Origin of the sequence: Cellulosimicrobium sp. SH8 (assembly GCF_025818875.1) — a bacterium.
Classification (GTDB): domain Bacteria; phylum Actinomycetota; class Actinomycetes; order Actinomycetales; family Cellulomonadaceae; genus Cellulosimicrobium; species Cellulosimicrobium cellulans_D.
Genome location: NZ_JAMXMH010000013.1, coordinates 109,659 through 129,477, shown reverse-complemented (window position 1 = coordinate 129,477; position 19,819 = coordinate 109,659). Strand labels below are relative to the sequence as shown.

The window sequence follows — 19,819 nt, the reverse complement described above, 5'->3', positions numbered from 1 at the left end:
ATGAACCCGTGATCCCGCCACGACTGCGCCGTGTCGTCGCGTGAATATCTCATCCATGAGTTATCGTCGCTCGCATGACAGCGATCGACGACGCCCCTCTCACGCAGGTCGGCACGCTCATCCGCGGTGCCCGCCAGAACCGGGGCCTCACGCAGACCCAGCTCGCCGAGCGGCTCGGCACGAGCCAGAGCGCCGTGCACCGCATCGAGCAGGGCGCCCAGAACCTCAGTCTCGAGATGCTCAACCGCATCAGCCTCGCGCTCGACTCCGAGATCATCAGCCTCGGCGGGCCCAAGCACGCGCACCTGCGCGTCCAGGGGGGCCACACGCTGTCCGGGCGCATCGAGGTCAACTCCTCCAAGAACGGCGCGGTCGCGCTCCTGTGCGCGTCGCTCCTCAACCGGGGCCGCACCACGCTGCGCGGCGTCGCCCGCATCGTCGAGGTCGACCGCATCGTCGACGTGCTCCGTTCGATCGGCGTCCGAGCGACCTGGACGACCGGCGGCCGTGACCTCGAGATCGTCGTGCCGGACCAGCTCGACCTCGCCGCCATCGACGTCGACGCCGCGCGCCGCACGCGCTCGATCATCATGTTCCTCGGCCCGCTGCTCGGGCTCCGGGACACGTTCGAGCTCCCGTACGCCGGCGGCTGCGACCTCGGCACGCGCACCGTGGAGCCCCACATGATCGCCCTGCGGCCGTTCGGCCTCGCGGTCACCGCGACGGGCGGCAACTACCACGCGACGGTGGCCCCGGCGCCAGGCACGGACCTGTCGGTCGTGCTCACCGAGCGCGGCGACACCGTCACGGAGAACGCGCTCATGGCCGCGGCCCGGCGCGACGGCGTGACGACGATCCGCAACGCCAGCCCCAACTACATGGTCCAGGACCTGTGCTTCTACCTCGAGCTGCTCGGCGTCCGGGTGGAGGGCATCGGCACGACGACCCTGCGCGTGCACGGCCGCACCGACATCGACGTGGACGTGGAGTACGCCGTCTCGGAGGACCCGGTCGAGGCGATGAGCCTGCTCACCGCGGGCATCGTCACCGGCTCCGAGATCACGGTGGCCCGGGTCCCGATCGAGTTCATGGAGATCGAGCTCGCGACCCTGTCCGAGATGGGCCTGCGCTACACCCTGAGCGCCGAGTACCTGGCCCGCAACGGCCGGACGCGCCTCGTGGACGTCACCGTGCACCCGAGCGAGCTGCGCGCCCCGATCGACAAGATCCACCCCATGCCGTTCCCCGGGCTCAACATCGACAACCTGCCGTTCTTCGCCGTCATCGCGGCGAACGCGCACGGCACGACGCTCATCCACGACTGGGTCTACGAGGGCCGGGCCATCCACCTCACCGACCTCACGCGCCTCGGGGCGGACGTGCGGCTCCTCGACGCGCACCGGCTGCAGGTCACCGGCCCGACGCGGTGGTCCGGCGCCGAGGTGAGCTGCCCGCCGGCGCTGCGCCCCGCCGTCGTCATCCTGCTGGCGATGCTCGCCGCCAAGGGCACCTCGGTCCTGCGCGGCGTCGACATCATCGCGCGCGGCTACGAGGGCCTGACGGAGCGCCTGCGCGAGCTCGGCGCGAACATCGAGACCTTCCGCGACTGAGTCGACGACGGACGCGACGGGCCGGCACCCTGCGGGGCGCCGGCCCGTCGTGCGTCACTTCGGGTAGACCGCGTCGACCTCCACCTCGACGAGCCAGCCGTTCACGGGAAGGTTCTCGATCTCGAGCGCGAACCGCGACGGCCGGGCGGCGTTGACGACCATCGGGGACGTCGTGGCGGAGCCGAGCTGGACGTCGATCGGCTTCCCGGTCGCGAGGTTCGTGTTGGCGAAGAACTGGCGGTAGGCACGGTTCCAGCCCGCGAAGTCCATCTTCTCCTGGCCCGCGGGGTTCTGGAGGAAGACGCGCATGGACACGACGTCGTCGTAGGACAGCCCGGCCCGCTCGAGGTTCTCGCCGATCCGCATGAGGACGTTGATCCCCTGCGCCTCGGTGATCGTGACGCCCGCCGGCAGCACCCCGCCGGGGAACACGTCCGTGGGGACGTAGCGCTCCTCGGCGCCGGCGCCCGGCGCCGTGTTCAGCGCGGAGGGCCCGAGGCCCGACGACTTGTACCAGGCCACGTTCTTGCCGAACGCGACGCCGTCGGCGATCGACGGGGTGTCGCCGGTCACGAACGAGAAGGACTCGGTCACGGCCGCGGACAAGGAGAACCTGCGGGTGTTCCTCCGGTCCTGGGGGTCGCTGCAGTCCGACGGCAGCTACCGCGGCGGCGACAACCGCGGGTTCTCGGTCTACCCGTCCGCCTGGAACGAGCACGGCACACCGCTCCCCGGCCCCGGCACGGTCTCGGAGGTGCTCGCGTCGAAGGTGGGGCAGTACTTCCCGTTCGAGATCAACTGGGAGCAGTCGATGCTCATGTTCCAGCCGAAGGGCGGCATGGACACGACCTACGACTACTTCGTCCGAGCGATCGGCAAGCAGAACGTCCTGTTCAGCTCACCGGTCACCGGCGTGCAGAACACCACGAGCGGCGTCACCGTCACCTACACGGCCCACAACGGCAAGTCCCGCCAGGTCGACGCGGACTTCGCGATCGTCGCGGCGCCCGCGGGGCTCATGCGCCGCTGGGACACGAACTGGGGCCCGGACATCGACGCCGCCCTCGGCGAGTTCGCGATCGGCTCGCCGGCGAGCAAGATCGGGCTCGAGTACCGCTCGCGGTTCTGGGAGGACGACCACCGGATCTTCGGCGGCATCACGGAGACCGACATGGACCTCGCCCACGTCTGGTACCCCTCCTACGGGTACGGCGAGCGCCGTGGACTCGTCGTCGGCTACTACAACACCGGGGCCAACGCGCGCGCCTACGCCGACATGACCCCGCGCCAGCGCGAGATGCGCGCCGTCGAGCAGGGCGTGAAGATCCACGGCGAGAAGTACCGGACCGAGCTCGAGAGCTCGTTCTCCATCGCGTGGCACAAGGTGCCCTACATCGAGGGCGCGTGGGCCTACCCGAACACGCAGTCGTCGCGCTTCAAGCAGCTCCAGCAGGGCGCGGGGAACGTGTACTTCGCGGGCGACTGGATGTCCGAGATCTCGGCGTGGCAGCACGGAGCGTTCTGGGCTGCCCGGTACGCCGTGCAGGCCCTGCACACGCGCGTCATGACGTCGTGAGCCCCATGTCGCACCCACCGGACGGACCCTCCGTCTGACGCGGCACGCGCACGACGACGTGTCCGCGGCGCGACGACGGCCCGGCACCCGGCACCCCGAGGGGTGCGGGGCGCCGGGCCGTCGTCGTGCGGGCGGTGGTCCGCCTCAGAAGCCGGTGTAGTTGGGGGCCTCGACGGTCATCTGGACGTCGTGCGGGTGGCTCTCCTTGAGCGACGCCGACGTGATGCGGATGAAGCGGCCCTTCTCCTGGAGCTCCGGGACCGTCCGCGCGCCGACGTAGAACATCGTCTGGTGCAGGCCGCCGACGAGCTGGTGCGCGACGGTACCGAGCGAGCCCTTGTACGCGACCTGCCCCTCGATGCCCTCGGGGACGATCATGTCGTCGCTCGTGACCTCGGCCTGGAAGTAGCGGTCCTTCGAGTAGGACTTCTTGCCGCGCGAGGACATGGCGCCCATGGAGCCCATGCCCCGGTAGGCCTTGTACTGCTTGCCGTTCACGAGGATCGTGTCGCCCGGCGACTCCTCGGTGCCCGCGAGCATCGAGCCGAGCATCACCGACTCCGCGCCCGCGACGATCGCCTTGCCGATCTCGCCCGAGTGGCGCATGCCACCGTCCGCGATGACGGGCACGCCGGCCGGGCGCGCGGCGAGCGACGCCTCGTAGACCGCCGTGACCTGCGGGACGCCCACGCCGGTGACGATGCGCGTCGTGCAGATGGAACCCGGGCCGACGCCGACCTTGACCGCGTCCGCGCCCGCGTCGACGAACGCCTGCGCGCCCTCGCGCGTCGCGACGTTGCCGCCGATGACCTGCACGTCGCGCGTCGCCGGGTCGGACTTCAGCCGCGCGACCATCTCGATGAGCATGCGGACGTTCCCGTGCGCGGTGTCCGCGACGAGCACGTCGACACCCGCGTCGATCAGGGTCGTGGCGCGCTGCCACGCGTCGCCGAAGTAGCCGATCGCGGCACCGACGAGCAGACGGCCCTGGCCGTCCTTCGAGGCGTTGGGGAACTGCTCGGACTTGACGAAGTCCTTGACCGTGATGAGCCCCGAGAGGCGGCCGTCGGCGTCGACGAGCGGGAGGCGCTCGAGCTTGTGCTTGCGCAGGAGCGCGGTCGCCTCCTGGCGCGAGATCCCCGACGGGCCCGTGATGAGCGGCTGCGGCGTCATGACCTCGTCGACCTTGGTCGTCGCCCACTCGGCGACGGGCGTGAAGCGCAGGTCGCGGTTGGTGACCATGCCGATGAGGCGGCGCTCGGCGTCGACCACGGGGAAGCCCGAGATGCGGTACTCGCCGGCCGTCTTGTCGAGCTCCTCGAGCGTCGCGTCCGGCCCGATGGTCACCGGGTTGTCGATGATGCCCGTCTGCGTGCGCTTCACCAGGTCCACCTGGAGCGCCTGGTCCTCGATGGACAGGTTGCGGTGCAGCACGCCGATGCCGCCCTGGCGCGCCATCGCGATCGCCATGCGCGACTCGGTGACGGTGTCCATGGCCGCCGAGACGAGCGGGACGCGGATCGAGATCTCGCGGGTCAGGCGCGTCGTGGTGTCGATGTCCGACGGCGCCAGGTCCGAGTAGCCGGGCTGCAGCAGGACGTCGTCGTAGGTGAGACCCAGGAAACCGAAGGGGTCGCGGTCGGGAGCGGCGGCGGGGACGGGCGAGGCGGTCACACCAGGATTCTACGCCGCGGGGCCCTCCGGTATTCCCGCCGCGGTCCGCGCCCGGCACCCCCTGGGCCGCCCGCCCCCGACCTCAGCGGACGACCGCGAGGAGCTCGTGCAGGAGCCCGGGAAAGCTGCGCACGCGGTGCACCGTCGCGGCGAGCGGGAGGTCGCCGGCGGCCTCGTCGCTCGGCAGGCCGACGAAGAACGGCAGGTTCGGGTTGGCCTCGTGCGCGGCGTGGACGATCCCCAGGTCGGGGCGCGCCTGGGTCGTCACCATGGCGACCGCGGAGGGCCGCACCATCGTGACGATCTCGAGCGTGCGGTGGACGTTCGCCGGGCCGGTGACGATGCGGGCCATCGCTCCGTGCGACGCGAGCGACGCCGCGAGCGCGTGCGCGGCCAGCGGGAGCGGCTCGTCCGGCGCCGCGAAGACGAGGACGATCCGGCGCATGCGGCTCGGGTGGTTGCGGGGCGGGCCGCCGGCCGCGACGATCGCGTCCTCGCTCGCCTGCGTGTACTCGCGCAACGCACCGAGCGTCGCGTTGGCGAGGACGACCTCGGGGACCTCGCCCGGGCCCGCGAGCACGGTGCGCTCGGCGAGCCGCTCGAGGGCCGGCTCGACGAGGTCGGACCACCAGGCCGCGGGGTCGCCGCCCGCGGGGATCCGCAGGAGCCGGTCGCACGTGCGCTGGTCGTAGGCGATCGCGGCGTCGACGACGTCGGACACGCGCGTGGGTCGCGGGGCCTCCCGCACGCCGAGGGCACGCGGCGCGGTCCCCCGCGACGGCTCTCCGCCAGGCACCGCGCGCAGGAACGGGCGCGACGGCGGAGCGGGCTCGGGAGCCTCGTCGTCCGCGTCGAGGTCGTCGTCGAGGTCCGGGCCGCCCTCGCCACCGTGCTCGTCGAACGAGACGGCACCGCGGTGCGCGTCGAGCTCGTCGTCGTCGGCCGCCAGGGCCGCGCGGGCCGCGTCGGCGGGCGCGACGCCGTCGAGCGTGAGGCGTCGCATGACGACCAGGCGCGCGACGTCGTCGTCGGTGTAGCGCCGGTGGGAGCCTGCTCGGTGCTGCGAGGGCCCGAGGCCGTAGCGGCGGTCCCAGGTCCGCAGGGTCGCGGGCGCGACGCCGAGCCGGCGCGCGACGGCGGCGACGGCGAGGCCGGGGTTCGTGGGCATGCTCGGTCGGGCTCCCTCGGGGTCGGGGGCGGACCGGACGGAGGTCATGGATCGATTCTGCCGACCGCGCCTCCGTCCCGCCACCTCGTCCAGGTCACAGTCGTGCACCCTTCGCGCCAGGCTTGTGCAGGATTTGTTCACCGTTCGCGCAAACGCGCCAGCCAGTCACCATCGCGCCAGCGTAGACCTCGCGCCTGCATCGATTCAGCCCACCCCCGGAAGAGCTGCGCCCTCCCGGACCGCTGTGACCTGCTGCTTCACTTTTCTCGCACAGGGGGCTTGAACAACTTCTGCAACGCTTGTAGGTTGTTCGCCATGGCTGAGATCTCGAGGCTCCCCGGGCCCGTCATGGAACTGTGGGAATGGCAGTACCAGGGTTCGTGCCGCGACGCGGACGACACGTTGTTCTTCCACCCCGAGGGGGAACGCGGCTCGACGCGACGACGTCGCGCGGAGGCCGCGAAGGCGATCTGCCACTCGTGCCCCGTCATGATGCAGTGCCGCGAGCAGTCGCTCCGCGTGCGCGAGCCGTACGGGGTGTGGGGCGGCCTGAGCGAGGACGAGCGCGCGGCGATCCTCGCCGGCGGCGCGCGTCGCACCGGCTGAGCGCCGGCAGCACCGCCAGCAGTACCACCAGCAGACCTGCACGGCACCGGTCCGACGTCGCACCGGGAGCACGTGCGCACGACCCGTGGGAACGGTGGGGCGACCGGCCACGGAACGCAGCAGGGCCCGCGACCGGACGGTCGCGGGCCCTGCTGCTGGAACGGGGTCGGCGTCAGCCGACCACCACGGCGAGGATGTCGCGCGCGGACAGGACCAGGTAGTCCACGCCGCCGTACTTGACCTCGGTGCCGCCGTACTTGCTGTAGATGACCTTGTCGCCGACGGTCACGTCGAGCGGGACGCGGTTGCCGTTGTCGTCGACACGGCCCGGACCGACGGCCAGGACCTCGCCCTCCTGGGGCTTCTCCTTGGCGGTGTCCGGGATGACCAGGCCGGATGCGGTCGTGGTCTCGGCCTCGAGGGCCTTCACGACGATCCGGTCCTCGAGCGGCTTGATGGGGACCGACACGTCGGACCTCCCCTTTCGCTGTGAGAACTGCAACGGATGGGTCGAGCGCGCCGGCTGGCCGTCGTCGCGGGTGCCGGACAGCCTGGTCGCACGTGGTGCCACCCCCGCGAGCGGTGGCGGCACGCCCTCAAATCTAGGTCGCCGTTAGCACTCGGTCAAGGCGAGTGCCAACGTCCGCCCCTCGGACGATCGACGTCCCGGCTGCGCGGGGTCCCCGCCGCCCGTGGAAGGATCGACGCCATGGACGCCGCCACGCTGACCAAGCTGCTCAGCCCCGAGGGCTGGGCGCTGCTCGGCGCGCTCCCGCCGTACGACGAGCAGCAGGCGCTCGTGCTCTCGGCGGGGCTGCGCGCGAAGGGCGTCGACCCCGACCTCGCCGCCGCGGCGCTCACGCAGTCGCGTCTGCGCGCGGCCGCCCGGGGCAAGCTCGGCGCGTTCGCCGACGGCATGCTCTTCACGCAGGCGGGGCTGGAGCAGGCGAGCCGGCTCGTCGTCGCGGGCCTGCACGCGCGGCGGTACCAGGACGCGGGCATCCGGCGCGTCGCCGACCTCACGAGCGGGATCGGTGTCGACGCGCTCGCGTTCGCCGCCGCGGAGCTCGAGGTCCTCGCGACCGACGTCGACGAGCTGACCGCGGCGATCGCGACCGTGAACCTGCGCCACTTCCCCGAGGCCGAGGTGCGCCACGGCGACGGGCTCGCGCTCGACCTCGAGGGCGAGCGGGTCGAGGGCGTGTACGCGGACCCCGCCCGACGGACGCGGGGCGGCAAGCGCGTGTTCGACCCCAAGGCGTACGCCCCGCCGCTCGACGCCGTGTGGGCGCTGCGCGAGCGCGTCCCCGCGGTCGGCATCAAGGTCGGTCCCGGGATCCCCCACGACGGCCTGCCCGCGGACGCCGAGACCGAGTGGGTCTCGGTCGACGGCGACGTCGTGGAGGCAGGCCTCTGGTTCGGCCCGCTCGCGCCCGAGGGACCGGGCCGCTCCGCGCTCGTCCTCACGACGTGGACCGGCCCGGACGGGACCGAGCGCACCACGACGCGGCGGGTCGCCCACCGTCCCGGCGACGAGGACGTCGTGCCCGACGTGGGCGGCGTCGGGCAGTACCTCTACGAGCCCGACGGCGCGGTCATCCGCGCGGGGCTCGTCGCCCACGCGGCGCGCGGGCTGGGCGGGCGGCTGCTCGACCGCACGATCGCGTACGTGACGACCGACTCCCCCGCACCGCTCGACGCGACGGGGCTCGCCGACGGCCTCGCACGCGGCTACCGCGTGCTCGACACGATGCCGTTCGGCCTCAAGCGGCTGCGCTCCTACCTGCGCGAGCGCGGCGTGGGACGCCTGACGATCAAGAAGCGCGGCACGGCCGTCACGCCCGAGCAGCTCCGCCGTCAGCTCGCCCTCACGGGCGACGCGACCGCCACGATCGTCCTGACCCGCGTGGGCGGGTCCCAGCAGGTCCTCGTCGTCGAGCCGCTCGGCGCCCCCTCGACGGGCAGCCCGCAGAGCGGTGCCCAGGAGGGTCCGCGGTGAGCGCCCTGCCGCGCCGCACCGCGATCCCGTTCGCGCGGTCGGAGCGCTCGACCGTCGGGCTGGAGTGGGAGCTCGCGCTCGTCGACGCCGACTCGGGCGACCTGCGCCAGGTCGCCCAGACGGTCCTCGACGCGGTGCGTCCGGAGGGCGGGGGGACGCACCCGTCGATCAAGCAGGAGCTGCTGCTGAACACGGTCGAGGTCGTGAGCGGCGTGTGCCGCACCGTCGGGGAGGCGGGTCGCGACCTCGAGCGCTCGATCGACGAGCTGCGGGCGGTGACCGACCCGCTGCGCGTCGAGCTGATGAGCGCGGGCACGCACCCGTTCGCGCGCTGGGCGCAGCAGAAGGTCACCGACAAGCAGCGCTACAACACCCTCATCGACCGCACGCAGTGGTGGGGGCGGCAGATGCTCATCTACGGCGTGCACGTGCACGTCGGCATCGAGGACCGCGCCAAGGTGCTGCCGATCCAGCGCGCGATGCTCACGACGTTCGCGCACCTGCAGTCGCTCTCGGCCAGCTCGCCGTTCTGGGGCGGCAAGGACACCGGGTACGCGTCGAACCGCGCGCTCATGTTCCAGCAGCTTCCCACCGCCGGGCTGCCGTTCCAGTTCGCCACGTGGGAGGAGCTCGAGGGCTACGTCGCGGACATGCTGCACACGGGCGTCATCGACGCGTTCGACGAGATCCGCTGGGACCTGCGCCCCGCACCGCAGTTCGGCACGCTCGAGACGCGCATCTGCGACGGCGTCACGAACATCTCCGAGCTGCTCGCGCTCGCCGCGCTCACGCACTGCCTCGTCGAGCACTTCTCGACGATGCTCGACGAGGGCCGCGAGCTCCCGAGCATCCCGCCGTGGTTCGCGCAGGAGAACAAGTGGCGGTCGGCGCGCTACGGCATGGACGCGATCATCATCCTCGACCGCGACGGCAACGAGGAGCTCGTGACCGACGCCGTCGGGCGCCTCCTCGTCGAGCTCGAGCCCGTCGCCGCGCGCCTCGGGTGCCTGGACGAGCTCGACGGCGTGCGCACGATCGTGCGCCGTGGGGCCTCCTACCAGCGCCAGCGCGCGGTCGCGCGCCGCAACGGGGGCGAGCTCGACGCCGTCGTGCGCTCGCTCGTCGCGGAGATGCGGGCGGGCCGCCCGCTCTGACGGTCCACCGGGGACGGTCAGTAGTCGCGCAGGACCACGCCGAGGTCGGTGGCCCGGTCGGCGAGCCACGTCGGCGACCAGTCGTCGGTGTCGCACGGCGACGACGTGCGGTCCGCCGCCGCCTCCGAGTACCCGCCCCACGAGAGCACGCGGCACGTCGCGTCGGTCTCGAGCGCGTGCGTCCACTCCTCGTCCTCCGCGAACCCCGAGTCGACGGCCGACTGGAGCAGGTCGAACTCGTGCCACCACTGGAGCATGTGCGACAGCTCGTGCGCGAGGAGCACCTGCTTGGTCGCCGGGTCGGAGTCCTCGCCCCACCACACGAACAGCACGGTCGGGTGGGCGGGCTGGAAGCAGCCCGCCGAGCCCGTCGCGTACGCGTCGTGCTCCGCGACGTGCTCCATGCCGCAGTTGAGCGTCGGGTCGTCGGTGAACACGACCTGCACGCCCGCGTTGGCCGGGTTGAGGGCGAGCAGCCAGGCCGTGGGGTCGGGGTGGTCGGGCAGGAAGGGCGTCGTCTGCGTCGCGCCCGGCACCGGGTCGGGCAACGGTTCGGCGTACTCGCCCGCCTTCCACGCGGCCTCCACGCCGGTCGTCGACACGGTCGCGTCGGGGCTCTGGTCCTCCCACACCGTGGGGGGCGGTACCGCACCCTCCTGCTCGGTGGGCAGGACCGCGCCGTCGTCCCGCGCCGCGCCCAGGGAGCTGACGAGATAGGCGACGACGGACACCACCAGGACGAGGACGAACATCACGACCCGCCCGGCACGTCCCCGACGGCGGCGCGGCACCTCCCACGAGATGCTGGACGCCCCGTACGCGGGAGCGGTCGCCGCCTCCGCCGTCCCGTAGGTGGGAGCGGGCGGCACCCCGACGGGCACCGGGGCGGACCCGTACGCAGGCACCGTCACCAGGAGCGCCCGGTGCTGCGCCGTCCAGTACGCCGCGGCCTGCTCGGCCCGGGCACGCTCGGGCCCGGGCGCCGCCGACGCGGCCGCGTGCGCCCAGGCGTGGGCGCGCCGCAGCGCCTCGTCGGGCGTGAGGCCGGGCTCCGGGATCACACGTGGGTCACGGTCAGCGGCATCGACGAGTCCACGCCGATGTCGAGGCTCGACGGCGCCACACCGGCCCGCACGACGGCGGACCCGAGCGCGGCGATCATCGCGCCGTTGTCCGTGCAGTAGCGGATCGGCGGGATGCGCAGCTCGATCCCGGCCTCGGCGCAGCGCTTCGCGGCCATGTCGCGCAGCTGCGAGTTGGCGCTGAACCCGCCGCCGACGACGAGCGTCGACACCCCGTGCCGCTCGCACGCCGCGATGGTCTTGGCGGTGAGCACGTCGGCGACGGACTCCGCGAAGGAGGCCGCGACGTCGTGCACGGGGATCTCCTCCCCCGCGTCCTGCCGCGCCTCGACCCAGCGCGCGACGGCCGTCTTGAGGCCGGAGAAGGAGAAGTCGTAGGCGTGCTTCTCCTGGTCCTTGCGGGCGGTGAGGCCGCGCGGGAAGCGGATGGCCGTCGGGTCGCCCTCGCGCGCGAGGCGGTCGATGTGCGGGCCGCCGGGGTACGGGAGGCCGAGCAGCCGCCCGACCTTGTCGAACGCCTCCCCCGCCGCGTCGTCGAGCGTCGAGCCGAGCTCGGTGACGGACGTCGCGACGTCGTCGACCAGGAGGAGCGAGCTGTGGCCACCGGACACGACGAGCGCCATGACGCGCTCGGGGAACGGTCCGTGCACGAGCTCGTCGACGGCCGCGTGGCCGATGACGTGGTTGACGCCGTAGAGCGGCTTGCCGAGCGCGAGCGCGAGCGCCTTGGCGGCCGAGGCGCCGATCGTCAGCGGGCCGACGAGACCCGGACCGGCGGTGACGGCGATCGCGTCCACCTCGGACAGGTCGACGTCGGCCGTGCCGAGCGTCCGCTCGATCGTCGGGATCATGGCCTCGAGGTGGGCGCGCGACGCGACCTCGGGGATGATGCCGCCGTACCGCGCGTGCTCGTCCATCGAGCTCGCGACCGTGTCGACGAGCAGCTCGCGACCGCGGACCAGCGCGACGCCGGTCTCGTCGCAGGACGTCTCGATGCCGAGCACCAGGGGCTCGCCGGCGCTCACTGACAGCTCACTGACAGAGGGAAAGGCATGGCGTCCAGGGTAGTCGCGTGCGGGGCCGGGCCGTGCCGTGTCGTCCACGTCACACCGTCTGTCGGGAAGATGATTCAACGCTCAACCGTTGGTCCGGTCATGAGCACCGACACCCTGGCTCCCGCGAGCCTGCAGATCGACGAGACCACGGCCGACCGCCTCTTCCGCGAGGCGCGCACCACCGCGCAGTTCACCGACGCCGAGGTGACCGACGAGCAGCTCGCCGCGGTCTACGACCTCGTCAAGTGGGGCCCGACGGCCATGAACACCGTCCCGCTGCGCATCCTGGCCGTGCGCACGCCCGAGGCCCGCGAGCGCCTCGTCGCGCACATGAACGACGGCAACAAGGAGCGCGTCGCGAACGCGCCGCTGTCGCTCGTCGTCGCGTACGACCCTGCGTTCCACCAGCACCTCGACACGCTGTTCCCGCACGCACCCGGCGTCCGCGAGAACCTCGACGGTGTCCCCGAGGTCCGCGACGGCATGGCGCGCGACAACGCGCACATCCAGGCGGGCTACCTCGTCGTCGGCCTGCGTGCCGCCGGCCTCGCCGCAGGCCCGATGAACGGCATGGACCGCGCCGCGATCGACGCCGAGTTCTTCGCGGACAGCGGCTGGAGGTCCATGCTCGTCATCAACGTCGGCGTGGCCGACGGCGTCGGCACGCCCTACCCGCGCTCGCCGCGCCTCGCGCCCGAGCAGGCCATCACGACCGTCTGAGCACCGCGACCCCGCGTCGCGACCGGACGTCCGCCGAGGCGGCGCCCCCACCCGGGGGCGCCGCCTCGCGGCGTCCGTACAGTCGTCCCGGCCGTCAGGTCGCGGCGGGTCGCATCGGGTCATTCGACCACTGCGACCACGAGCCCGCGTACAGCGCCGCGTCGACGCCCAGGGTCGCGAGCGCGGCGATCTCGTGGGCGGCGGTCACGCCGGAACCGCAGTACACGCCCACAGTGGGACGGTCGTCCGTCGCCTCTGCCTCCGCCGTCGTCCCCCCGACCCCGAGCACGGCGAACCGCTCCCGGAGCGCGTCGTCGGTCAGGAACGTCCCGTCGGCGGCGAGGTTGCCCGTCGTCGGCGCGCTCACCGCACCGGGGACGTGGCCCGCCCTGGGGTCGACCGGCTCGACCTCGCCGCGGTAGCGCTCGCCCGCGCGCGCGTCGAGCAGGACGCCCGACGTCGCGAGCTCCGCCGCACCGTCGGCGTCGAGCACGGGCATCCCGCCCGGCGTGACGACGACGTCGCCCGGCTCGGGCCGCACGTCGCCCTCGTCGAGCGCGTGCCCGGTTGCCACCCAGGCGGCGAGCCCCCCGTCGAGGATGCGCACGTCGTCGTGCCCGGCCCAGCGCAGCAGCCACCAGGCGCGCGCGGCGGACGTGCCGCCCACGGCGTCGTAGACGACCACGGGCCGGTCCGCGCGCACGCCCCAGCGCCGTGCCGCGGCCTCGAGGTCGGCGGGCTCGGGCAACGGGTGCCGCCCCGCCGCGGCCGAGGGCGGCGCGGCCAGCTCGCTCTCGAGGTCGACGTAGACCGCGCCCGGGACGTGCCCCGCCCGGTGCTGCTCGCGTCCGTCGGTGACCCCGAGCGCCCACCGCACGTCGAGCACGACGGGCGGGCGTCCGCCCGCGAGCGCCGCCGCCAGGGCGGGCGCGGTGACGAGGACACGGTCACGGTGCACGGCGTCGGACCCGCGCTCGTCCGTGCCGAGGCCCGGGCCGCGCGGCGCGGACGCGGTCACGCGACGACGCCGGTCTCGGACGCCGTCCCGTAGTCCGGCGTGTCCGGCCCGTCGGGCGTCGTGGTCGCACCGAGCTCGAGCCGCATCGTGAAGGCGTCGACGTCCTCGGGCTGGTAGTAGCGCTTGCGGATGCCGAGCTGCTCGAACCCGTACTTCGCGTAGAGCGCGAGCGCCGGGTCGTTGTCGACCCGCACCTCGAGCAGGACCGCGCTCGCGCCCAGGTCGCGCGAGCGGTCGATCAGCGCCTCCAGGAGCGTCGAGCCGACGCCCTGGTGCTGGAACGCGGGGTCGACGCCGAGGGTCATGACCTGCGTGACGTCGCCGTCGAACCACAGGCCCGCGTAGCCGACCACGGGCTGCGGGCCGGCGGCGTAGAGCCGCACGGGCTCCGCGACGACGTACCAGCGGCCCAGCCCCGCGAGCTCGTCGGCGAGCATCCCGTAGGTCCACGCGCCGCGCCCGAACAGCTCGCGCTCGAGCTCGACCACGCGGTCCAGGTCGGCCGCCTTGAGCGGGCGCAGGCGGATCTCGTAGCGGCGCGCGCTCATCGGGCCACCTCCGGCGCGGGAGCGCTGTCGCTCACGCGCTTGCGCGCCGCGGCCTCGTGGACGTCCGGGCGGCGAAGGTACAACGGCTCGGTCGGCTGGTCGGTCCCCGCGGCCCGGCGCGCGATCGCGAGCCGGGCGAGCACGGCGGCGTCGGGGACCTGCGGCGCGTCCTCGGCGGCGTCGAGCGCGTCCGGGTAGAGCTCGCCGCCCTCCCCCACCACGACGGCGCCCGCGGCGTGCTCGGCGACCGCGGCTGCCGGCCCGACGTCGGGCCCGGCGACGGTCTCCAGGACCGGCACGGCGTGCGGGCCCTCGTGCGCGACGACGCGGTAGCGCGCCCAGTACACCTCGCGGCGGCGCGCGTCGGTCGCGACGAGCAGCTCGTCGTCGGGCTCGAGGCCGAGGTCGCTCACCGCCTGGGCGGCGATCGCGTCGAGGCTCGGGACGCCGAGCACGGGGACGCCGAGCGCGAAGCCCAGCGCCCGGGCCGTGACGAGCCCGACCCGCAGGCCCGTGAACGGCGCGGGGCCCGTGCCGACGGCGACGGCCGTGAGGTCGCTGCGGTCGACCCCCGCCTCGGCGAGCGCCTCCTCCACGAGCGGGGCGAGCGCCTCGGCGTGCCGGCGACGCTCGGGCGCGTCGCGGCGGGCGAGACGAGCGCCGTCGTCGGAGACGACGGCGACGGTGACGGAGGCGGAGGTGTCGAGCGCGAGAACAGCCACGGCCCCAGCCTACGGCCGAGTCCGGGACGTCCTCCTCGCGAGCGCGCTAGCGGGTCAGCGCCGCGACGTCGAGGTCCGCCCAGCGCGCGCCGACGCCGCGCACCGTCACCCGGCGCGCGCCCGCCTCGGGCGCGTCCTCGTCGTCGGCCGCACCGCCGGGCACGACCTCGGTCGCGTCGCCGCGCGGGCGCTCGAGCACGATCTCGAGCCGGTCGCCCGCGAGCGCCTCGACGAGCCCGCTGCCCCACTCGACGACGGTCACCGACTCCTCCAGGCTCGAGTCGAGGTCGAGAGCGTCGACCTCGTCGAGCGAGCCGAGGCGGTACGCGTCCACGTGCACGAGCGCCGGGCCGCCCACGAGCGACGGGTGCTCGCGCGCGACGATGAACGTCGGCGACGCGACCTGCCCGCGCACGCCGAGCCCGGCGCCGATGCCCTGCGTGAGCGTCGTCTTCCCCGCGCCGAGGTCGCCCGTGAGGATCACGAGGTCGCCCGCGCGCAGCACGCCCGCGAGGGCGCGGCCGAACGCGCGCGTGGCGTCGGCGTCGGGCAGGACGACGACGCCGTGCGCGTCGGCCACGTCGGCGGGGGGCCCGGCAGGCTCCGTGGGGGTCGGGTCGTCGCTCATGCGCGGACCGTCCTTTCCGTGCGGGGATGCTGTTCGTGCGCGAGCAGCGCCCGCGCGCCGTCGTCGAGCACGTGGGTCCCCACGTGCTCGCGCGGCACGCGCACGCCGAGGCGCGTCGTGATCTCGTAGCTGATGGTCCCGGCGGCCCGCGCCCAGTCCTCGACGGTGGGGACGCCGTCGTGCTCGACGCCGTCGCCCGCGCCGAACAGCGTGACGACGTCGCCCGCGCGCTCGGTCGCGTCCGGGCCGAGGTCGAGCACGAGCTGGTCCATGCACACGCGGCCCGCGACGCGCAGGACCCGGCCGCCGTCGCCGGGACGCCCGCCGACCAGGACCGGTCCGCCGGGCGCCCCCGCGGGACCGCCGCCCGAGGCGTGCCGCGGGATCCCGTCGCCGTAGCCGAGGGGGACGACGCCGAGCGTCGTGTCCTGCGGGGTCGTGTAGTGGTGCGAGTAGGAGACGCCGTGCCCGCCCGGCACGCGCTTGACCGTCGCGAGCCGAGCCTCGAGCGTCATCGCGGGTCGGAGCCCGTACCGCGACGGCGGCCCGAGCTGCGGCACCGGCGTCATGCCCCACACCGCGAGGCCGGGGCGGACGAGGTCGTAGTGGGTGCGCGGCGCGGTCAGCGTCGCGGCGGAGTTCGCGAGGTGGCGCAGCTCGGGCGCGACACCCGCGCGCTCCGCGAGCCGGACCGCCTCGTCGAGCACGTCGGCCTGCGCGACGACGCTCGGGTGCCCGGGCTCGTCCGCGAACGCGAGGTGGGACCACAGGCCGACGACGCGGACCGCACCCTCGGCCTGGGCGCGCGCGACGGCGGCGAGCACGTCGGGCAGGTCGGCGGGCATGATCCCGTTGCGCCCCAGGCCGGTGTCGACCGCGAGGTGCACGCGCGCGGTCCGGCCGGCGGCACGCGCCGCGGCGACGACCTCGTCGACAGCCCAGCGCGCGGCGAGCGACACGTCGACGTCCGCGTCCACGAGCGCGCGCAGCGGGGCGCCCGGCGGGTAGAGCCACGTGAGGACGCGCGCACGGTCCAGCCCGATCCCGGCGGCGCGCAGCGCGAGCGCCTCGCTCGGCTGCGCGGTCCCGAGCCACGTCGCGCCGCCCGCGAGCGCCCCGAGCGCGCTCGCCACGAGGCCGTGCCCGTACGCGTCGGCCTTCACCACGGCCATCACCTGGGCCGACGGCGCGAGCGCGGCGAGGGCGCGGACGTTGTCCCGGACCGCGGCCAGGTCGACGACGGCGCGGGCGGGGTAGGCGGGTGCTGCGGGGGCACCGGCGGGTGCGCCGGTCGGGGTCGTGCGCTGGGTGTCGCTCACGGTGGACGATTCTCTCACCGTCGTCGCCCGGCGAGCGGGCGCGCCGGGTCGCGGTCGTCCGGGCGGCCCGCCGGGGTGCCGCCGAACTCGACCCGGTACCGCGACGGGCTGGTCCCCAGCCGCGCCCGGAAGTGGTGGCGCAGCGACTCCGCCGAGCCGAGGCCCGCGGCGTCCGCGACCCGGTCCACGGCGAGGTCGGTCGTCTCGAGGAGCTCGCGCGCCCGGTCGACGCGCTGGTCCAGCAGCCACCGCACCGGGCTGAGGCCCGTGCGCGCGGCGAACCGGCGGGTGAACGTGCGCCGCGACGTCCCCGCCGCGCGCGCCCACGCGTCCAGCGAGATCGGCTCGTCGAGGTGCGCCCGCGCCCAGACCATCGCGAGCTCGACGGGGTCGGCCGTGTCCTGCGGCGGCACGGGCGCGGGGACGAACTGCGCCTGCCCGCCCGTGCGGTGGGGCGCGAGCACGAGCGCCCGGGCGACGTGCGCCGCGACCCGCGCGCCGTGGTCCTGCCGGACGAGGTGCAGGCAGCAGTCGAGCGCCGCGGCGGTCCCGGCCGACGTGACGACGTCCCCGTGGTCGACCCACAGGACGTCGCTGCGGACCGTCACGGCGGGGTGGTCCCGGCCGAGCCGCTCGGCCGCGCGCCAGTGCGTCACGACCTCCCGCCCGTCCGCGACGCCGCTCGCCGCGACGAGGAACGCGCCCAGGCACAGCCCGACGACGCGAGCGCCGCGCGCGTGCGCGGCCCGCACCGCGGCCAGGAGCGCGGACGGCGGCTCGACGTCGGGGTGCCAGCTCGGCAGCACGACGGTCGCCGCGTCCTCGATCGCCTCGAGCCCGTGGTCGACGTGGAGCGCGAAGCCGGCCGAGGTCGCCAGGCGACCGGGCGTCGGTGCGCACACCGCGACGTCGTACGCGGGTCCCGCGCTCCCGGCGAGCGCGTCCGAGCCCAGGACGAGGCTCGGGACGGCGAGGTGGAACGGGCTGATGCCGTCGAACGCCACGACGGCGACGCGCTCGGGGTGCCGGGCGGGCTCTCGCGTGCGCTCGCGGGCTGGCACCCGGGCGGACTCCGCGACGTCGGCGGCGGCCAGGAGACTCATGGCCTGATCCTACCGATCATCGACCTGCGGGCCACTGTCGGGTCCACGTCCCGCGCGCGAGGCTCGACCCATGACCACCGCACCGCACCCCGTCCCCCGGCCCGACGAGACCGCGCCCACGACGCCCGACGGCGGCGGGCTCGCCCTGCTCCACGTCGGCGGCCCCGCGCTCCTGCTCCGGCTCGGCGGGCTGACGATCGTCTCCGACCCGGGGTTCGACGCGCCCCGCGACTACCCGCGCCCGGGCGGCGGCACGAGCACGCGCCTGCGCGGTCCGGCCGTCGCCCCCGACGCGCTCGGCCGGCTCGACGTCGCGCTCGTCTCCCACGACCAGCACGTCGACAACCTCGACCTCAGCGGCCGGGCGCTGCTGCCGGACGTCCCGTACGTCCTCACGACCCCCGCCGGCGCCGCGCGGCTCGCGCCCGAGGTCCCGGGCGTCGTCGGGCTCGCCCCGTGGGAGTCGACCGCGCTGCCCCGGCCCGACGGCGGCGCGCTGCGCGTGACCGGCGTCCCCGCGCGGCACGGCCCGGAGGGCGCGGAGCGGGTGCTCGGCGACGTCACCGGGTTCGTGCTCGACGGCGACGGGCTCCCCCGCGTCTACCTCTCCGGCGACAACGCCGCCCCGGGGCTCGTCGCGGAGATCCCCGACCGGGTCGGGCCCGTCGACGTCGCGATCGTCCACGCGGGCGCCGCGCGCGTCCCGGCGATCCTCGACGGCGCGGCGCTCACGCTCGACGGCGCGGGCGTGGCCCAGGTCGCACGGCTCCTGCGCGCACGCGTCGTCGTCCCGGTGCACGCGGACGGGTGGGCGCACTTCAGCGAGTCGGTCGCCGACGTCGAGCGGGCGTTCGCCGACGCCGGGCTGACCGACGTCCTGCGCGTCCCGACGCCGGGCGTCGCGCTCCGGCTGTGACGACCCCTCACCAGGCGTCGAGCGTCCGGTCGGTCTCGAAGCGCCGCGCCTGCCCGGTGAGCGGGTCGGCGAAGGCGAGCGAGCGCGACACGAGCTGGAGCGGGCGCGCGTAGTCGTCCGGCGCGACGTCGTAGGGCTCGGGGTAGAAGTTGTCGTGCACGATCGGCACCCCGAGCCGGGCCATGTGCAGCCGGAGCTGGTGCGTCTTGCCGCTGTGCGGCTCCAGCCGGTAGCGCGCGAGGCCGCGGTCCGGGTCGGCCTCGATCACGTCGACGCGGCTCTCCGCGTTGGGCTCGCCGTCGACCTCCTCCGCACGCATCACGCCGCGGCGCTTGACGATGCGGCTGCGCACGGTCGCGGGCAGGTCCAGCGCCGGGTCCCACGGCGCGACCGCCTCGTACGTCTTGCGCACCTCCCGCCGCGCGAAGAGCTCCTGGTACGCGCCGCGCACCTGCGGGCGCAGCGTGAGCAGCAGCACGCCGGCGGTCACGCGGTCGAGGCGGTGCGCAGGGCTGAGGTCGGGCAGGTCGAGGTCGCGCCGCAGCCGCACGAGCACCGAGCGCGCCACGTACGCCCCGCGCGGGATCGTCGCGAGGAAGTGCGGCTTGTCGACGACGAGCAGGTCCCGGTCGCGGTGCAGCACGCGGACCTCGAACGGCACCTCGGGCTCCACCGGCGGGTCCCGGTAGAGGAACACGAAGCCGCGCGGCTCGTACGGCGTGCTCGCGTCCACCGGGCGGCCCCGGCCGTCGACGACCTCGCCCGCCGCGACCTTCTCGGCCAGGCGTGCGGCGTCGTCCGGGAACCGGTGGCGCACGTAGTCGAGCGTGCGTGTGTACCGCGCGACGCTCTCGGCGTCGTGCGGCAGCACGAGGCGCGTCGGGTTGAGGCCGTCGCGCACGGGGAGGGGGACCACGCCCA

20 protein-coding genes are annotated in these 19,819 nt (G+C 74.6%); 7 read left to right on the top strand and 13 right to left on the bottom strand.

From position 1 onward, the window contains the following. Positions 1–74 precede the first annotated feature (74 nt). A complete protein-coding gene (locus tag NF338_RS18110) occupies positions 75–1,610 on the top strand; it encodes a helix-turn-helix domain-containing protein (protein WP_264032026.1) in 1,536 nt (511 codons plus the stop codon). Positions 1,611–1,664: 54 nt separating this feature from the next. On the opposite strand, the gene NF338_RS18105 is transcribed toward NF338_RS18110, so the two are convergent. Beyond that, positions 1,665–2,204: a Rid family hydrolase gene (locus NF338_RS18105; protein WP_264032025.1), complete on the bottom strand. Its 540-nt coding sequence runs from the start codon at positions 2,202–2,204 to the stop codon at positions 1,665–1,667. On the opposite strand from NF338_RS18105, the gene NF338_RS18100 reads away from it, so the two are divergent. Then, a complete protein-coding gene (locus NF338_RS18100; protein ID WP_264032024.1) occupies positions 2,170–3,186 on the top strand; it encodes a flavin monoamine oxidase family protein in 1,017 nt (338 codons plus the stop codon). The genes NF338_RS18105 and NF338_RS18100 overlap by 35 nt on opposite strands. Positions 3,187–3,330: 144 nt before the next feature. On the opposite strand, the gene guaB is transcribed toward NF338_RS18100, so the two are convergent. Both guaB and NF338_RS18090 read right to left on the bottom strand, forming a co-directional pair. Further along, the gene (gene guaB / locus NF338_RS18095) at positions 3,331–4,860 is read right to left on the bottom strand and encodes an IMP dehydrogenase (RefSeq protein ID WP_264032023.1); all 1,530 of its coding nucleotides are present in this window, start codon (positions 4,858–4,860) and stop codon (positions 3,331–3,333) included. A gap of 82 nt (positions 4,861–4,942) precedes the next feature. Continuing rightward, positions 4,943–6,076, bottom strand: a complete 1,134-nt coding sequence (locus NF338_RS18090) for a MerR family transcriptional regulator (protein WP_264032022.1) — start codon at positions 6,074–6,076, stop codon at positions 4,943–4,945. A gap of 267 nt (positions 6,077–6,343) precedes the next feature. On the opposite strand from NF338_RS18090, the gene NF338_RS18085 reads away from it, so the two are divergent. Further along, entirely contained in the window at positions 6,344–6,634 is a 291-nt protein-coding gene (locus NF338_RS18085; RefSeq protein WP_031316449.1) for a WhiB family transcriptional regulator, read from the top strand. 172 nt (positions 6,635–6,806) lie between these two features. Here NF338_RS18085 and groES read toward each other — a convergent pair whose 3' ends face one another. Further along, positions 6,807–7,103 carry a co-chaperone GroES gene (gene groES, locus NF338_RS18080; protein WP_047233053.1) on the bottom strand — a complete coding sequence of 99 codons (297 nt, stop codon included), beginning with the start codon at positions 7,101–7,103 and terminating at the stop codon, positions 6,807–6,809. Positions 7,104–7,343: 240 nt separating this feature from the next. On the opposite strand from groES, the gene NF338_RS18075 reads away from it, so the two are divergent. Beyond that, positions 7,344–8,633, top strand: a complete 1,290-nt coding sequence (locus NF338_RS18075) for a THUMP-like domain-containing protein (RefSeq protein ID WP_264032021.1) — start codon at positions 7,344–7,346, stop codon at positions 8,631–8,633. Next, positions 8,630–9,787: a glutamate--cysteine ligase gene (locus NF338_RS18070; RefSeq protein ID WP_318783146.1), complete on the top strand. Its 1,158-nt coding sequence runs from the start codon at positions 8,630–8,632 to the stop codon at positions 9,785–9,787. The genes NF338_RS18075 and NF338_RS18070 overlap by 4 nt, the downstream gene beginning before the upstream one ends. 17 nt (positions 9,788–9,804) lie before the next feature. Here the strand turns inward: NF338_RS18070 and NF338_RS18065 are convergent, their stop codons facing one another. After that, entirely contained in the window at positions 9,805–10,848 is a 1,044-nt protein-coding gene (locus NF338_RS18065) for a hypothetical protein (protein WP_264032020.1), read from the bottom strand. Then, positions 10,845–11,894 carry a tRNA (adenosine(37)-N6)-threonylcarbamoyltransferase complex transferase subunit TsaD gene (gene tsaD / locus NF338_RS18060; RefSeq protein WP_244286068.1) on the bottom strand — a complete coding sequence of 350 codons (1,050 nt, stop codon included), beginning with the start codon at positions 11,892–11,894 and terminating at the stop codon, positions 10,845–10,847. The genes NF338_RS18065 and tsaD overlap by 4 nt, the downstream gene beginning before the upstream one ends. Positions 11,895–12,023: 129 nt before the next feature. Between tsaD and NF338_RS18055 the strand changes: the two genes are divergently transcribed. Next, the gene (locus NF338_RS18055) at positions 12,024–12,644 is read left to right on the top strand and encodes a malonic semialdehyde reductase (protein WP_239576647.1); all 621 of its coding nucleotides are present in this window, start codon (positions 12,024–12,026) and stop codon (positions 12,642–12,644) included. 94 nt (positions 12,645–12,738) lie between these two features. Here the strand turns inward: NF338_RS18055 and NF338_RS18050 are convergent, their stop codons facing one another. The 6 genes from NF338_RS18050 to NF338_RS18025 are packed head-to-tail and all read right to left on the bottom strand — an operon-like array spanning position 12,739 to position 17,982. Further along, positions 12,739–13,602, bottom strand: coding sequence for a sulfurtransferase (locus NF338_RS18050; RefSeq protein ID WP_412847228.1), 864 nt, complete (start codon positions 13,600–13,602; stop codon positions 12,739–12,741). Positions 13,603–13,658: 56 nt separating this feature from the next. Next, complete coding sequence (gene rimI / locus NF338_RS18045; RefSeq protein WP_264032019.1) at positions 13,659–14,210, bottom strand: ribosomal protein S18-alanine N-acetyltransferase; 552 nt, start codon at positions 14,208–14,210, stop codon at positions 13,659–13,661. Then, on the bottom strand, positions 14,207–14,932 hold the full coding sequence (tsaB, locus tag NF338_RS18040; protein ID WP_264032018.1) for a tRNA (adenosine(37)-N6)-threonylcarbamoyltransferase complex dimerization subunit type 1 TsaB: 726 nt from the start codon (positions 14,930–14,932) through the stop codon (positions 14,207–14,209). Before tsaB ends, rimI begins: the two co-directional genes overlap by 4 nt. 46 nt (positions 14,933–14,978) lie before the next feature. Next, positions 14,979–15,560 carry a tRNA (adenosine(37)-N6)-threonylcarbamoyltransferase complex ATPase subunit type 1 TsaE gene (gene tsaE, locus NF338_RS18035; RefSeq protein ID WP_264032017.1) on the bottom strand — a complete coding sequence of 194 codons (582 nt, stop codon included), beginning with the start codon at positions 15,558–15,560 and terminating at the stop codon, positions 14,979–14,981. Further along, positions 15,557–16,879 carry an alanine racemase gene (gene alr, locus NF338_RS18030; protein WP_264032016.1) on the bottom strand — a complete coding sequence of 441 codons (1,323 nt, stop codon included), beginning with the start codon at positions 16,877–16,879 and terminating at the stop codon, positions 15,557–15,559. The genes tsaE and alr overlap by 4 nt, the downstream gene beginning before the upstream one ends. Before the next feature lie 14 nt (positions 16,880–16,893). Next, complete coding sequence (locus NF338_RS18025; RefSeq protein WP_264032015.1) at positions 16,894–17,982, bottom strand: GlxA family transcriptional regulator; 1,089 nt, start codon at positions 17,980–17,982, stop codon at positions 16,894–16,896. Positions 17,983–18,052: 70 nt separating this feature from the next. On the opposite strand from NF338_RS18025, the gene NF338_RS18020 reads away from it, so the two are divergent. Beyond that, a complete protein-coding gene (locus tag NF338_RS18020; protein WP_264032014.1) occupies positions 18,053–18,898 on the top strand; it encodes an MBL fold metallo-hydrolase in 846 nt (281 codons plus the stop codon). Between the two features lie 7 nt (positions 18,899–18,905). Here the strand turns inward: NF338_RS18020 and NF338_RS18015 are convergent, their stop codons facing one another. Then, entirely contained in the window at positions 18,906–19,814 is a 909-nt protein-coding gene (locus NF338_RS18015; protein ID WP_318783144.1) for a pseudouridine synthase, read from the bottom strand. Positions 19,815–19,819: the final 5 nt, after the last annotated feature.

Bases quoted from the DNA above. Each gene is read 5' to 3' on its own strand.
- NF338_RS18110 (WP_264032026.1), top strand. From the start codon at position 75: ATGACAGCGATCGACGACGCCCCTCTCACGCAGGTCGGCACGCTCATC.
- NF338_RS18090 (WP_264032022.1), bottom strand. From the start codon at position 6,076: ATGACCTCCGTCCGGTCCGCCCCCGACCCCGAGGGAGCCCGACCGAGC.
- NF338_RS18085 (WP_031316449.1), top strand. From the start codon at position 6,344: ATGGCTGAGATCTCGAGGCTCCCCGGGCCCGTCATGGAACTGTGGGAA.
- NF338_RS18075 (WP_264032021.1), top strand. From the start codon at position 7,344: ATGGACGCCGCCACGCTGACCAAGCTGCTCAGCCCCGAGGGCTGGGCG.
- NF338_RS18055 (WP_239576647.1), top strand. From the start codon at position 12,024: ATGAGCACCGACACCCTGGCTCCCGCGAGCCTGCAGATCGACGAGACC.
- rimI (WP_264032019.1), bottom strand. From the start codon at position 14,210: ATGAGCGCGCGCCGCTACGAGATCCGCCTGCGCCCGCTCAAGGCGGCC.
- tsaE (WP_264032017.1), bottom strand. From the start codon at position 15,560: ATGAGCGACGACCCGACCCCCACGGAGCCTGCCGGGCCCCCCGCCGAC.
- NF338_RS18025 (WP_264032015.1), bottom strand. From the start codon at position 17,982: ATGAGTCTCCTGGCCGCCGCCGACGTCGCGGAGTCCGCCCGGGTGCCA.
- NF338_RS18020 (WP_264032014.1), top strand. From the start codon at position 18,053: ATGACCACCGCACCGCACCCCGTCCCCCGGCCCGACGAGACCGCGCCC.